At 37.8% G+C, this 14,535-nt stretch carries 15 protein-coding genes and 3 pseudogenes; 8 read left to right on the top strand and 10 right to left on the bottom strand.

Annotated features, from left to right (window positions below; translation table 11 throughout):
- Position 1: 1 nt before the first annotated feature.
- The 9 genes from AB3I34_RS13585 to AB3I34_RS13545 form a co-directional block, all read right to left on the bottom strand.
- The gene (locus AB3I34_RS13585) at positions 2 to 2,449 is read right to left on the bottom strand and encodes an ATP-binding protein (protein ID WP_000331160.1); all 2,448 of its coding nucleotides are present in this window, start codon (positions 2,447 to 2,449) and stop codon (positions 2 to 4) included.
- Entirely contained in the window at positions 2,433 to 2,825 is a 393-nt protein-coding gene (locus AB3I34_RS13580) for a conjugal transfer protein (protein WP_000723888.1), read from the bottom strand. Before AB3I34_RS13580 ends, AB3I34_RS13585 begins: the two co-directional genes overlap by 17 nt.
- Positions 2,826 to 2,913: 88 nt before the next feature.
- Positions 2,914 to 3,411 carry an antirestriction protein ArdA gene (locus AB3I34_RS13575; protein ID WP_000342539.1) on the bottom strand — a complete coding sequence of 166 codons (498 nt, stop codon included), beginning with the start codon at positions 3,409 to 3,411 and terminating at the stop codon, positions 2,914 to 2,916.
- Between the two features lie 116 nt (positions 3,412 to 3,527).
- The gene (locus tag AB3I34_RS13570; RefSeq protein ID WP_001009056.1) at positions 3,528 to 3,749 is read right to left on the bottom strand and encodes a hypothetical protein; all 222 of its coding nucleotides are present in this window, start codon (positions 3,747 to 3,749) and stop codon (positions 3,528 to 3,530) included.
- A 42-nt stretch (positions 3,750 to 3,791) separates the two neighbouring features.
- Positions 3,792 to 4,997 carry a MobT family relaxase gene (gene mobT / locus AB3I34_RS13565; protein ID WP_000398284.1) on the bottom strand — a complete coding sequence of 402 codons (1,206 nt, stop codon included), beginning with the start codon at positions 4,995 to 4,997 and terminating at the stop codon, positions 3,792 to 3,794.
- Between the two features lie 22 nt (positions 4,998 to 5,019).
- On the bottom strand, positions 5,020 to 5,172 hold the full coding sequence (locus AB3I34_RS13560) for a hypothetical protein (protein ID WP_000879507.1): 153 nt from the start codon (positions 5,170 to 5,172) through the stop codon (positions 5,020 to 5,022).
- A gap of 2 nt (positions 5,173 to 5,174) precedes the next feature.
- Entirely contained in the window at positions 5,175 to 6,560 is a 1,386-nt protein-coding gene (locus tag AB3I34_RS13555) for an FtsK/SpoIIIE domain-containing protein (RefSeq protein ID WP_000813488.1), read from the bottom strand.
- Positions 6,561 to 6,588: 28 nt separating this feature from the next.
- Entirely contained in the window at positions 6,589 to 6,975 is a 387-nt protein-coding gene (locus AB3I34_RS13550; protein WP_000985015.1) for a YdcP family protein, read from the bottom strand.
- Between the two features lie 15 nt (positions 6,976 to 6,990).
- Positions 6,991 to 7,305, bottom strand: coding sequence for a YdcP family protein (locus AB3I34_RS13545; RefSeq protein WP_000420682.1), 315 nt, complete (start codon positions 7,303 to 7,305; stop codon positions 6,991 to 6,993).
- A gap of 341 nt (positions 7,306 to 7,646) precedes the next feature.
- On the opposite strand from AB3I34_RS13545, the pseudogene AB3I34_RS13540 reads away from it, so the two are divergent.
- The 6 genes and pseudogenes from AB3I34_RS13540 to AB3I34_RS13515 all read left to right on the top strand — a co-directional run.
- Positions 7,647 to 7,832: pseudogene (locus AB3I34_RS13540) on the top strand (type IV secretory system conjugative DNA transfer family protein); the annotation flags it as partial.
- A 49-nt stretch (positions 7,833 to 7,881) separates the two neighbouring features.
- Entirely contained in the window at positions 7,882 to 10,041 is a 2,160-nt protein-coding gene (locus tag AB3I34_RS13535; protein WP_262231415.1) for an ArdC-like ssDNA-binding domain-containing protein, read from the top strand.
- A gap of 32 nt (positions 10,042 to 10,073) precedes the next feature.
- On the top strand, positions 10,074 to 10,346 hold the full coding sequence (locus AB3I34_RS13530) for an LtrD (protein WP_002362409.1): 273 nt from the start codon (positions 10,074 to 10,076) through the stop codon (positions 10,344 to 10,346).
- Between the two features lie 245 nt (positions 10,347 to 10,591).
- Positions 10,592 to 10,948: a plasmid mobilization relaxosome protein MobC gene (gene mobC / locus AB3I34_RS13525; protein WP_002362408.1), complete on the top strand. Its 357-nt coding sequence runs from the start codon at positions 10,592 to 10,594 to the stop codon at positions 10,946 to 10,948.
- On the top strand, positions 10,949 to 12,634 hold the full coding sequence (locus tag AB3I34_RS13520; protein ID WP_002397491.1) for a relaxase/mobilization nuclease domain-containing protein: 1,686 nt from the start codon (positions 10,949 to 10,951) through the stop codon (positions 12,632 to 12,634).
- A 32-nt stretch (positions 12,635 to 12,666) separates the two neighbouring features.
- Positions 12,667 to 13,017, top strand: a complete 351-nt coding sequence (locus AB3I34_RS13515; RefSeq protein ID WP_113826544.1) for a PcfH protein — start codon at positions 12,667 to 12,669, stop codon at positions 13,015 to 13,017.
- 516 nt (positions 13,018 to 13,533) lie between these two features.
- On the opposite strand, the pseudogene AB3I34_RS13510 reads toward AB3I34_RS13515, so the two are convergent.
- Positions 13,534 to 13,986, bottom strand: a pseudogene (locus AB3I34_RS13510) (PcfJ domain-containing protein); the annotation flags it as partial.
- Between the two features lie 121 nt (positions 13,987 to 14,107).
- On the opposite strand from AB3I34_RS13510, the gene AB3I34_RS13505 reads away from it, so the two are divergent.
- Both AB3I34_RS13505 and AB3I34_RS13500 read left to right on the top strand, forming a co-directional pair.
- Positions 14,108 to 14,317 carry a hypothetical protein gene (locus AB3I34_RS13505; protein WP_002397493.1) on the top strand — a complete coding sequence of 70 codons (210 nt, stop codon included), beginning with the start codon at positions 14,108 to 14,110 and terminating at the stop codon, positions 14,315 to 14,317.
- Positions 14,284 to 14,508: pseudogene (locus AB3I34_RS13500) on the top strand (thermonuclease family protein); the annotation flags it as partial. The gene AB3I34_RS13505 and the pseudogene AB3I34_RS13500, both read left to right, overlap by 34 nt.
- Positions 14,509 to 14,535 lie beyond the last annotated feature (27 nt).

The following is a 14,535-nucleotide window of genomic DNA, read 5'->3' as shown; positions in this document are numbered from 1 at the left end:
TTTACACCTCTTTTCGCACAGGTGGTCTGGTATCAAAGGCATGGAGCAGTTCTTCAAATACAGGGTGGAACTGTATCACACCGACACGACCATATAAATCACTGATAAGGCATTGCCCGTTTTCCAAATCACGCAATCGCTTCTGATTGTTTTCGTCCTCTGGGTCTACACCAAAAAAGGCTAAGGTCTTTTTAATCTCGTTAAGGTCAGTGGAACGAAATGCAAATTTTAAGCCGAGGTTATTTTTCAGTTTTTCATCTAAGAGGTCGTCTGTATTTTGGGTCACGAAATATACCCCAGCGTTCATAGCACGACCAGCCCGAACCAGCTTCATAGATAGTGTTTTTCCTTGTGCTACCTGTAAAAAGCTCCATGCTTCGTCTAAATCTACAATCTTGAAAATGCTTCGGTCTGTATGGATAAAGTCTAAAGCAAAGGTACTAATGACAATCAGCATAGCAACGGATAAAAGCTCCATAGTGGTATATTCCTCAAAGGAAGTTTCCTTGTCGGGAAGTACCAAGTCCGCAACCTGTATAATGTTCAGTTGTTTTTCTAAGCTGATAGACTGCTCCACATAACCATTACTGAATAATAAATGTGCAAAGTCATAGTCTGTAAAACTTTCGATATGGTCGGCTATACTGGTACTTAGTGGCGTATTCTCAACCCGTAATTCCTCAATCACTTTCATCAACCCTCGTACTTCACTATTGGTTACTGCACGAATGGCTTTTCTAAGGATTGGGAAGCGTTCCCCATCACGAGAGGAAATCCCCGTAAGGAATGTCAGAATATCAATAGCCAGTGATTCAGAATCTTTGGGATTTTTCATAATCACATAAGGGTCAAGTAAGCCTTTGTTTTTCTCATCAGAAGTCAGAGTGACGATATTGATTTCATGGGAAATCTCTGGCAAGGTTTCTTTCCATCTGCCACGTTCTGCTTTTGGGTCTACAATCACTGCTTGTGCCCCATAAAGCACCGCATAATAGACGATAAGGTTATTCGCAAAGGATTTACCACCACCCAGCGAACCAACAAAAGCCGACGCTAACGCATTGGTTACTGAACCCTTAACCCCTTGACTGGCAAGAGCAGGTTTCAGATAGACATTGCGTCCAGTATCTAAGCTGTAGCCAACATAAATCCCCTCATTTTCCCCCAGCATTTGAGTAGCACCAAAACCTAAACCAGCGAGGAAATCAGAGGTCACGTATTGAATATAATCATTCATATAACGCTTGCTGGCAGGTAAAAATTCTTCATGTAAGCCGAGCATATCCCCAAATGGTCGTACCAGTTTTACGCTTAAATCGTCATAAAAATCTTTCACTTCATTACAACGACGTTTGAGTTCGTCAAGATCATTTGCTGATACCCTTACCACATAAGACAGCTTGTACATAGATTCCTTGCTTTGGTCTAAATTGGTTTCCAGCTCATTCACACTTTCCAGAGCTTCCGCCACATTGGAGCTGGTTTCATTATCACTTTGCCAAGCGTGGTTATCCAAGTCTTTCAGTTCTTTCTTTTTATTGCGGACAGTAGATAGGGCTTTACGATTCGCTACAATTTCCACATTCATTGACGTATCAATCGGGAATGTAAATTGCTGTTGCTGGTAGTAGAAGATTTCAGAGGACGGGAAGTCCAGTTCTCCGACAATGCTGTTAATGGTAAAGTAAGCTACATAGACGGTTTCATCTTCCTGCTGGATTTTCAAATATCGCTGTTTTTCTTCCACCAAACAGCGAGTAGGCTTAATCAAGTCATAGTATTTAATCAGCGTTTCATTATCCAGCTTTTTCTTTGATAGATGGTACTCATACTCTTCATAGGCAGTGCCTGTCTGTCCGTAAAGGTGTTCAATCAGATAGCCGAAGTCGTCCTTATCTAACCTGCGGATTTTGAAACGACGAGAGATTTTATTTTCTAAGAGCTTTTCCATCTTCTGAAAACGCAGGATTTCATCATTACTCATACTAACAAAATCGCCCATCAGCTTATGGTTCACATCATAGACAAAATCAGACAAAGCATTTTTTGCTTCAACGGTAAGACTTTTCATAGAAAACTCCTGATCGTTGAGAAGCAACTTAAAGCCGATAAAGAAACGGTAGTTCACTTGATTTTCGCCAATCATGGATATTAAAGCGTCTGTCTGTTGGTCGATTTTGTCATAGGCAACCGCTTTGAGCTTGCCAGTGACTTCATTTTTGGAACGCTCTTGTGCAGAACGTATGCTGGATTCTGTACTGATTTGTAAAGCATGAATTTTGCCATCACGATTTTGTGCGATAAGCTGTCTGAAAGAATCATGCACTTGTATTTTCTGTTCTGGACTTAGAAATGAGTAATTGTAAGGAACAAGCTCATAGTAAGCATAACATTCCCCGTCTTTATTCCAGACGAGATTGTTTTCAATGTATTTAATTGGATATGCCATAAAATTCACTCCTAACTGCTGTAATGGCTTCTTGTGGCTGGTTTCTGCCAAGCGTTACTTTTTTTCCTGCATAGGTCAGCTTTGGTCGCAGTGCATAAGCAATGACAGACTTCAAAAATCCATAAGGCTTTTTACCATCAAAAGTTTTTGTAGACATAAACCATGTGAAAGCCACAGGAATCCCAAAGTATTTGAGAAATGCTCCCTCTATCATGGAAAGAGGGGGCAAGTTGCCAAGTATCATCACTGCAAAGAGTGACACGACAAACCATGTCATTTGCGTAAAGGTTATGGGAAACGGAAGTCTAAAATCATTGATAGAATACAGTACCTTTTCCACAGACCAGATACTGGTATAGCTTCGTATTTTCTTCATGTAATCAATCCTTTCATAAAAAATAGGGGTAGCTGATTGAGCCACCCCGTAAAATAGAAAATCTGCCAGTAGTAATGTACCGACAGATTTAATAGACGATTTCAAAAATCCCATGATTGGTTGAGATAAACGTTCCTGAAAGGTCTAAATCCCGACCATAGGCTTGATAATCAATATAGTTTTGAAGACTAGCTGGTACTTCGCCTAAAGCACCCGTTTCTTCAATGTAGTAGCGTGCCACGTCATACATATCATCACAATCGGAATGAATGATAATATCCTCTTGATGTTCGCTTAGTTCTTCAATGCTTGAAAAATGAGTGAGCAGAGCAGATAGCTCCGATTGTAATTCTTCGGGTAATTCCGATACCATTTCCCATAGTCGATTGAGTTCGCCAATGGAAGTGTATTCGTCAACCGTAAAGGGTAACTCGTAGTCATGAATGGCGTATTCCTCATATTCATCATTCAAGCCGATTTTCTCTTTGACTTCCTCAAAGTCAATGGGAAAGGTAAACCACGCACCGACCAATTCGCCCTCATTGTATTTGCCTAAATTCGCAATATAGACTTGCATATCGTCCATATATTCACGTCCTTTCTTTGTAGAGATTCAAAAATCCCTACCGCACTTCGTTTGGTGTACCATTCCTTTGCGGAACATAAGAAAACCACTTATATTCCACAAAAGAACGGTTTTATTTAAGCACCAATAATGCGATTGAATAGCTCTAGTAAAATGTCTTTTACTCCAGCAGCGTTGAAGACTAAGCCAACCGCAATAATCGCAATAATTAAAAAGCCAATCAGTTTGCTAAACTCACGCTTGAAGCCAAGATACAAGCCAATCACAACGATTGCTAAAAGCACCAGTGATTGAGCGTTTGATAGAAACCAGTTATAAAGGTTTTGTCCAAAATTCATAAAAATGTTCTCCTCTCTATATTCAATGAATTTGTATTTGAGTTATTTTTTTGTTGTTATCACGTCCTGTTCTTTTACTGACTGTTGCTTCAAAATCTGCTTGTGTCGGTCTGTCAGTTTCGCATGGTCGAGAATGTCTTTTACAACCTGCGTCTGGTTGATTTCATCAAGTTTAATCGCAACCTTTAAGGTCGGGGCAACTTGATGAGATAGCCAGTTCAGCGTCCTTTGGAAGGAGTAAGGCTCTGGTTTTGTGGTTAGTTTTAATCGTTCACGATTGTTCCCAATAAACCAAGCCCATTCTTCATTCAGTTTCCAATCAGAACGAGGTTTGGAATCGTCTTTATCTACAAAACGGATATACCGATTGATAATTTTAAAGGCGGTATGCTCTGGATTGTCATAGACGAGTAAATCACGGACTGCATAATAGGCACGCTCATTTTTCAATCGAATCTCAAAACGGTTTTTTACTTCTGCGTCTTCAATGGGAATATCATTTTTCTTGTACTGCTCGTAGTCCTTTTCATAGATACAGAAATAAACTTCACTTTGTAATGAACCGATATAGAGGGTGTTTCCCATACATTCCTTTTCCTCTTTGCGTACCAGTTCGCCACTGCGATAGCTTTTAAAACTGCGGAAGACGGAGATACATTCTTCCTGTTGGCACTTTTCAGTGAGTACAGGGATATTTAAAATCCCTGTCTTATCGTTAATGGCAAGGTCAAGGCGTTTCATCACACCGCCAGCCACCAAAACGTCCATAAAGAACTCATACCAGCTTCTTTGTTGTGCCAGAAGATAGCTTTCAAATTGTCTGCACCCACGACCTTTCAATTCCACCAGAACTCCTTTGTCCAGTTCATGGGAGCAAAGGACGAATATGTCGCCTAAAGCATAATGCTCTGAATAAGAATAGAAACCATAGTCCTCATGAAGAAAATAGGACAGTTTCAGTTGTAAGATGTTTTCGACCACCTGCTGTACGTCTGTTGTCGGAAAGCGAATTCTTACATAATCAAACAGCATTTCAAGGGGAGCGTCGGGATTGAAGCGTTCCAGAGCTTCCCAAAGGGACTGCTGTAAATCCTCTGATGGCTTGACTTTTCCTGTTTCAATATCGCTTAGATACTGCCTTGTAATACCAGTCGCAACAGCTAAACGGTTTTGAGATAGTCCATAAGCCAAGCGTTTTTCTTTTAAATGCTGTAACCAAGTTTGTTCATTCAGTAAAAATCCCTCCAATCAAAAAGGCGTATGTCAACTTTTAAAGCCCATTTGACATACGCTGAAATTTTGTAAATCCCTTGTAACCAAAGGATTTTCTAATGTTTTTTTGACTGTTTCCTGTCGATTTGTACCCCCCTGTTAGATACGGGGGGTTAAGTGCTGGCGTGGCTATTGCCACACCAGCCAGCAAGATCAGTCCACACCTGCGACTTCCGCTTCGCACGTCGCCTGCGTGGACTGTCTGCTGTTGGATAACTTTTTAATTTCCTCCAAGAAATCATATCCTTTTGGTACAAGGGGAGTATAAAACTCTGATATGACACTTGTTCCTACATCAACATAGCCACGACCTTTGATTCGCTTTAAGAAGAAATCCTTTTGTACGTCACTGCCAAACATCATGCCATAGCCCATTTCAGACATACGACCTAAAGCCACTCTGAAATTAAACTGATCACGGATTCCGTCGCCTAAATATTTTGCGTCTGGACGTTGACAAGCCAGTATTAGAAAGAAGCCAGCTTGACGACCTAACATGACAATCTGTTTCAGCTTATTCATAACTGCGGTGTTTTCTTTTGTTCCCAGCATTTCCATGAAAGCGACGTATTCATCAAAGATTAAGAAGTGTGCCGGGAGACCTAAGTAAGCATAATTTTTGCCAGTCTTATAGTTCTTCATCTGCTTCATTTCCTCACTACGTTTCATCATTTCTTCATAGAATGTTTCAATGCAAGAAAGCAAGTCTTCTTTTCTATAGTAGACATTTGCCATCACAGAACCTAAGTCCGCAAGATCAGCATTTTTCGGGTCAAGAATATACAGTTTTGAATCTGTATGAAGCAAGGCTTCAATCAGTGTCAGTATAAAGTAAGTTTTACCGCCACCTGTACCACCAGCAATCAACATATGAGGGAGCTTATCATATTCCCACCATACGTTTTTCATTAAGCGAAGTTTACCATCTTTAGCTTCTACTTCATCAATAGAAATACGACTGGCTATGGTGTCATAGAGCAAAGTATATTCCACATAGGAATCCTTTAACTCTTTATCCGTCAGCTCACAGTACAAGCCACTCTCTAATTTCTTTTCCAAGTGTAAGAGTTGGTCTTGATATTTTCCCAGCGTGATTTCCACCCGTATCTGTATCAAGCCATTTTTAAGTCGATAATACATTTTAGGGAAGTAGGTTATCTTTTCCTTTGTACGACCAGCACTATCTTTAAAGAAACCCTCTGTTTTGACCTGTTCAGATTCATACCACTTGTTTTCAAGTATCATCTTTGCCAGTTTTTGACGGTGGTAAAGTTGTTTAACCGTATCATAGCGAACCCGTTTGAATACAAACGCTACCAGCAAGCAGATAAGAATTGCGACACTGAAACTGATAATTAAATAGGGAATGTCAATCTTATCTGCTTGTGATAGGTTAAAATCCTGCCAGTTGATCTGCTGGATTGTCTTCACATGAAACAGTCCGACAACCAGCAGGAAAACAGGCAGGAGTGACGCTATCGTAAAATGAAAGACTAAATCTTTACCAGATGGGCGAATCCTTTTACCACGCTGTTTCATGCGAAAAAGTCTCCTTTCTACCTAGCGACTATTTGTCTTGTGTCGGTTCTTTCTTTGCTTGTGGTTGAGCTTTGAATGAACTAGAATCCTTTGTCAGCACAATATCGTCTGCCTTGATATACCAGTCAACATCTGCTCCTTGATAGGTGGCAGTAGCAACGGTGTCCGCAATGGGATTGATAAGTTCCACCCGTGCGTTATAATCAAACTCTTTCAAAGGCACGCTGGCAGGAATACTTACTTGAATCATGCGTCCTTGTCCTTTGGATTTTAAGTCATAGGTACGTTCCTTGATTTCATCTGAAACCGACCCGTCTTCATTTTGGATTCTCACTTCACGACGTAGAGCAGAGAATTTCAATTCTCCAAAAGTCGTGTCTTTATCTAATACAATGCCATTTGCTAATCTCATCATTTTTCCTCTCTTTCTTTATTCTTTTATCATGTCGTCAGCATGTAAAAGGTAATTTGTAAAACCACGAGTGCCGATTTTGTAGCCCTCTGCGGTAATACGTGGATTGACTAACTTCACACGTTCCTCAAAGCCGAAATGTTTTTCGCCAGCTTCAGCAGGAAGCACCACCACAATATCATCTGCTCTTTGAACATCAGAATAGAGATTATAGCTTCTTGATAAGACAGTTAGCCGTCCGTTGATTCTTCGCTGAACGACTTTATCCTCGCCAGCAAATTCTAAATTGCCGAATGTTTTTTCCATGTTGGGAATCACAAATTTAAGTTCCATATTTTTACCTATCCTTTCTTTTTTATTGGCTGAATGAATGTTTGATGGTCTTAAAGAGTGGGGAACGACCTTTTGATTCTTGATTTTTTGTTTTCATAAGTTCACTTCCTTTCAAAATCGGGTAAAAAAATAGACACCTCATTTTTTGAAGTGTCTACCTATTAAATATTCAAATTTTATTGGAAGTATCTTTATATCTTCACTTTTCAAGGATAAATCGTCGTATCAAAGCTCATTCATAAGTAGTAAATTAGTAGTAAATTGAGTGGTTTTGACCTTGATAAAGTGTGATAAGTCCAGTTTTTATGCGGATAACTAGATTTTTATGCTATTTTTAAATTAAAAAATTCTATGCTTTTCAGCATGACCGAGCAGATGAACTAGCAACAGGCCCGACTGATGATAAGTGGTATACGTGGCGCCGATATATGACTGATGAAGAAGCTATTTTGGATAAAATCTCGGCAACAGATATTATTGACCATGGAGAAATTACAAGTGAACTGAAAGACGAAACACACGTTTAAAAAGACGTGCGTTTTTTCTTTTAGAAAATAGAAAAAGGAGGAACAGAAAATGCCAATGACACATGCACAACGACAAAAAGTGTTAGAAGAAATTGAACAAAAAAGTATTGTGGGTGTCGCAGAAAGTTTAGGAATAACACTTGTACGACAGGGACAAAGTTATACCTGGTCAGAGCACGATAGTTTTGTTTTAACCCCTAAGAAGAATGCTTTTTATTGGAACTCTCGCCAAGTTGGTGGTGGGAGCATCAAGCTTGTTCAAGTGATAAAAGAGTGTACACACGCTGAAGCATTGCAGTATTTACAGACCGTAGAAGCAGGGGCTGTTGAAACGTTGAAAGAACCTACTCCGACGAACTTTCATTATTATATGAAAGAACATACACAACAAAATGCCACCATTGATTACTTGCTTCAGGAACGTAAGTTATCAAGAGAAACGATTGATTTCTTTTTTGAACAAAACCTCATGGCACAATCCACGTATACAGATAAAGAGACCGGACAAAGTGAACCAGTAATAGTCTTCAAGCACGTTGGTCTTGAAGAAAAAATTAAAGGCGTTGCCTTACAAGGTATTTGGGAAAATAAGAAGCTACATGGCGAACGAGGACGGTTAAAGCGTGTCTGGGGAAATGGCTATTATGGGTTGACTGTTCGTGTAGGGTATCCACCAAAAATTGCAGAAGCTACGTCAGAAAAGCCAATCAAAATCATTGTTTTTGAAGCGCCTATAGATCTCATGAGTTATTACGAATTAAAAAAAGAAACGATTGGAGATGCGGTATTATTTTGTGCGAATGGACTTAAAAAGGGCGCAGTATCTACGCTTATTGCCAATGAAATTGGCTCTTATGTCAAAGAAGAAGAAAAGCCAACCGTCCTTGAACAATTAGAAAAGTCGAAACTAACAACGGAAAAAGTCCAACTCGTTTTGGCTGTAGATAATGACGAAGCAGGGAAGAAATTTATTCAACAATTTTCAAATAGCTGGTGTCCAATTACTCTTGACCAACCTAAACTAATTGAAGGAAAAAGTAAAACGGATTGGAACGATATTTTAAAGCAAATAAAGAATGAAATAAAGAAAAAAGAAGCAAAATTAAAGCGTCAAGAAGCAAAAAAACGATCCAGAGAAAGGAATAAAGAAATGTCTGAAAAAACACAAATGAAGCAAAAAAGCCAACCAGAATTCACCTTGGAAGAGATAATTAAAAAGAAAGATTATCAAAAATTATCGCAACATTTGAACGACGGAATCAAAGAGTATTTAACAAGTGATACGTTTAAAAACTATTTAGATTTTGCTTCAAAATTTCATAAATATTCGTCAAAAAATATTCGTTTGTTGTTGGCACAAAATCCAAACATACGTCGTGTAGCTGGTTACAATGCGTGGAAAAAGTTAGATCGTCAAGTAAAAAAAGGCAGCAAAGCACTGTATGTGTATGCCCCTTATTTTAAAGATAAAGTCGATAAGAACGGGAAAAAAGTTACGGATGAAAATGGAGAAATTGTCAAAGAGACGCGCTATTTTTTAACGCCTGTCTTTGATGTAGAACAAACGACCGGCGCAGAGTTGCCACAGCTTGTTTATAATCTGGAAGAGAATCTTAGCGACGGTAAAACATTCACCAGAACTTACAATGCGTTAGTTGAGATTTGCCCAGTTCCAGTAACTGTCACGTCTATTGCAAGTGGTGCGAATGGGTATTATGATCCAACGAAAAAAGAAATTGTCCTCCAACAACATTTAGGAGAAGTGATGACTTTAAAAGTCTTACTTCATGAAATGACGCATGCCATGCTTCACCCAGATTCGCAAGCGATATTTGGAGATGACGTTTATTCTCGACAAGAATTTGAAGCGGAATCAGTTGCCTATATTGTCTCCCGTCACTTAGGGCTGGATACGTCCTCGTATTCTTTTGGTTATCTTTCTTCTTGGACGAAGCAAGGAGAAAAGTTAGAAGAATTTACGCAATCGTTAGAAACGATCACGAAAGAGGCGCGCACGCTAATTGAAAAAGCCGACCATACTTTATCCATAGAAAAAGGCATTCAACTTCCCCAAAATAAATTTGAAGAACGTTTATTGAATGCGAAGAAAAAAGAAACTGAAGTGGGAAAGTCCCAAGCTAACGAGCAAAAAAGGCAACAAAATGAACCAAAAATTTCTGCTCAAATAGCAAATCCCACTCGATTTTAAAAACAAATAATAAGAGAAAAGGAGAAAACAAAATGGACCAATTAACGGACGAAAGTAAATTTATTTTGACACAATTTTTTTTGGCAGACCCGCTTAGTGAACAACCAAGAGTCCACCAGAAAAAGAAAGAAAAATCAAAAGGAACGGTGCTAAAAGAACTGGATACGTTGATTCATGATTTTAAAGAAAAAGAATTAGAAATTGATTTATTTCCTTACGAAGAAGCAGCCACTTATTTACGAAAGTTGAAAGGAAATGACGCGTATTTGGTCTTTCTGGATGAGTTATTAGCCCCTTATCAATAAGAAAGAAAAAATAAAGGTCAAAAATGGTAAGTCTAAACGTCAATAAATGTCAAAGTGTAGCGATGGGGATTGGGGGAACCCCAAAAATTTGAACGACTCCTACCAGTATTTTTGGTAGGGGTCATTCAAAATATCGCAACATGCTAGCATGTTGCTCTGCTCGCAAAAAGAAAGCCTACCCTTGGGTGTAACCAATTGTCAAACTAAGGAGACTACTTATTATGTAAAAGAAAGAAGAAATAATTATGGAGAATAAACAAAAGCTAAAACGTCCTATTCAAAGAATAGTTAGACTATCAGAAGAAGAAAATAACTTAATCAAACGAAAAATTGAAGAAAGTTTCTTTCCGAACTTTCAAAATTTTGCCTTGCACCTTTTGATTCAAGGAGAGATTCGCCATGTTGACTATTCCGAACTCAACAGACTAACTACCGAAATTCATAAAATTGGCATTAATATTAATCAAATGGCCCGTCTGGCCAATCAGTTTCATGAAATTTCGTCTGAAGATATTAAAGATTTGACCGATAAAGTACAGAGTTTAAATGCGCTGGTTCAGAGCGAATTAAACAAATTAATAAAGAGAAAGGAACAATCGTAAATGGTGTATACAAAACATTTTGTTATTCATACATTTGATAAATTAAACAATGCTTGCTCATATATTGAGAATGCAGAAAAAACTGAAGTCACGAATGATAATCCGTCTGAACACTTGGAACATTTATTTCAATATATTGTGAATGACGATAAGACATACATGAAAAAATTAGTTTCTGGTCATGGCATTGTGGATCCAACAAATCCTTATGAAGAATTTAAATTAACAAAATTACAAGCAGCAATTCAACGAAAAATCGGGTACACATTCGATCCAAAATCAGAACGATTGCTTCCGCCAACGTTAACAGAATTAGAAAAAGGCAACGCCGTTTTAGCACACCATTTAATCCAATCCTTTTCTCCAGAAGATGATTTAACGCCAGAAAAAATACATGAAATAGGGTACAACACGGTGATGGAATTGACGGGTGGAGAGTATGAATTTGTGATCGCCACACATGTCGATAAAGAACATTTACACAATCATATTATTTTTAGTTCAACCAACTTAAAAACAGGTAAAGCCTTTCGCTGGCAAAAAGGAACCAAAAAAGTCTTAGAACAAATTTCGGATAAGATTGCAGCGAAGGAAGGCGCAAAAATAATCGAAAAATCACCAAAAAATTCGCATAAAAAATATACCATGTGGGAAACTGAATCGTTATACAAGGAAAAAATAAAATCTCGTTTAGACTTTTTATTAGAACAAAGTTCTTCAATTAATGATTTCTTAGAAAAAGCAGAAGCTTTGAATTTATCGGTAGACTTTTCTAAAAAGTGGACGACCTATCGATTACTTGACGAACCACAAATAAAAAATACTCGTAGTCGGAGCTTGTCAAAAAGTGACCCCACTAGATATAATTATGAAAAGATTGTTGAACGATTGAAAGAAAATAAAAGTGTTTTAACTTTGAAAGAGGTTGTTGAAAAATATGTAGAAAAAAGTGAGAAGTCTAAAAATGAATTTGACTATCAATTAACTATTGATGAGTGGCAGATTTCGCATAAAACAACAAGAGGGTATTATGTAAATGTTGATTTTGGCTTTGGAGAGAGAGGAAAAGTCTTTATTGGGGCGTACAAAGTAGATCCACTTGAAAATGGTCAGTATAATATTTATGTAAAACGTAAAGATTTTTTTTATCTGATGAATGAAAAAAATGCAGACCGGAATCGGTATATGACTGGTGAAACTTTGATTAAACAATTACGCTTGTATAATGGCCAAACACCACTGAAAAAGGAACCTGTGATGCGAACCATCGATGAATTAGTCAACGCTATTAATTTTTTAGCAGCTAATGAAATTGAGGACACAAGACAACTAGAATTATTAGAAGAGAAATTAGAAGCTGCTTTTCTTGAAGCAGAAGAAACTTTAGAAACTCTTGACGAGAAGATGTTGGAGTTGCACCAGTTAAGCAACCTCTTATTAGAAAACGAACTGAATGGAGAACTAGAGTTGATTCAGCAAAAATTGAAAACATTATTACCAGACGCAACACTTGCGGAATTTTCTTATGAAGATGTTCGAGGGGAAATAGAAGCAATTAAAACCAGTCAATCTCTGTTAGAGAATAAATTGGAACGAACGCGAAATGAAATCAATCAACTTCATGAAATTCAGGCTGTACAAAAAAAAGAAACCGCAAACCAAAATAATGTCAAACCAAAATTATAAAAACAACTGTTAAGGAATGAAAGGAGAGTTTTATGCTTATTTTGAAACGAGGATTGTCTGTAGTGTTATTTTTACCCTGTTTTATTCTACGTCTTCTTTTCCGTTACATTGGGCTGTTAACGATTCTTACTAGTGGTTTTACTACCACTTTAATACTAATCGTTGCTCGAATTTTAGCTTTTATTTTTTTAGTTTACCCGATTGTGATTTTAACAACTGAAGAACTTAGAATGGAATGGGCAAGTTGGATTGCTTGGCTTTTATTTGGATTGATCGTTCTATTTTTCCATTATCTAGCTACGTGGAACGAAGACTTAGGCAGTTGGTTTCTGGATTTTTCTAATTGGTTGAGCAGGGTACCAATTAAACTGTGGGCTGAATAATTGATCCTATGCTAAAACGCCTTAACTTAAAAAAGCCAAGGCGTTTTATGGTATAATATACGAGATAGTAAAGGTTTATGACGGTGGCTAATCTCTGAAAAAGGGGTGATTGCCTATGTTGATTTTTGGCTATACTCCTAGAAAGGACTAGCTTTGACTATTTTTGAAGCGTTAATGTTTGCGATTACTTTTGCGACATTAATTCTAAAAATTAGTGATAAAAACAACAAAAAATAACCGTCAACTTTAGCCGAGTTTGGTTATTTTTTGTAAAAATATTTAATTATCGGTCACCGTCTTAAACGGTGCTATCATGAGGGCGTATGACTAGTACGTCCTCTTTACATGTTTATTATAACACATTCTCTACAAGAAGAAAGGCGGAAGCCTTTCTTTTTTTTCAGCGCGCCTTAACGGCGGTGGCGGTGGGAGTTTGGCGCGCTGAAAAAAACGCTCTTTTCTTGATTTCTAATCAAGAAGATACTCGCTAAAAGCGAGTATCAGGTTTGTCTTATATTATGATGACAAGGCATGCTGTAAATTCTCTTGCCATTGTCTGACTGCTTGTTTTATCTTTTTTGGTACCTCCTGACGGTTACATTTTCCTTGTATTTGTATAACCTGTTGATTTCGATATTCTAATGTGAAGTAAGGCATATCTGGCTTTTCTTTTCTTCGGATAAAAACAATCGTTGTTTTTCCTTGCGTATGCCGTTCGATATAGTGTTGACTGCCCACACAATGGCGTAGAATACTTCCTTCTTGAATGATTTCTTGTAATGAATGCGGTGTGAGAAAGAGCAAGTCGTCAATTTCAGCTTCTAACGCTTTAATTTGGTTTTTCCGTTCTTGATACTGCTTTTCTTCAATCTCACTTTTCAAAAGGTTTAGCGTGTTCATAGCGTTATCGTGAGCTACTTGTAAGTTTTCAGGATACAATACACTATCGTTATTAAGTGGGGTGTTAACGCTTCTAATCCTACACCAGTTGGACAGCAGGCAAGCAATACGCAACAACCCTTTCCAGATTTAGAAGGTAGTTCTATTGAGATTTCAGATCATGACTTACCGTTTTAAGGAGGAGTGACTCATGGTTAATGGAAATTTACAAAAAATATATGCAGACAGTACAAAGAAACGTACAGCACAACAAACAAAATGGGAACGAGCTGTTGAAGGATTAACGTTTGATAGGTTAGAAAAAAAGAAAATCGATTATTTATTAAAACGGAAAAAAGTTAAGGAGTTAGGAAATGAAACTATAGTGGAAATAAAACAGATCGATACGGACGAGTGTTAGGGTATATTTTTGTAGATGGAACATTACTACAAAAAACACTTGTGAGTGAAAGTTTAGCACGTGTGGCTTATGTCAAAGAGCCTAACACTAAGTATCTACTAGAATTAGAGGAAGAACAAGAAAAGGCTAAAAATAAATCAGTCGGAATTTGGAGCATACCAGGATATGTAATTGAAAGAGGGTATAAATAAAGAAGATGAAGGAGCAAATAAATAGTT

The sequence above is a fragment of the Enterococcus sp. C102(2024) genome, assembly GCF_040888205.1.
GTDB lineage: Bacteria > Bacillota > Bacilli > Lactobacillales > Enterococcaceae > Enterococcus > Enterococcus faecalis.
This window is presented reverse-complemented; position numbering and strand designations above follow the sequence as displayed.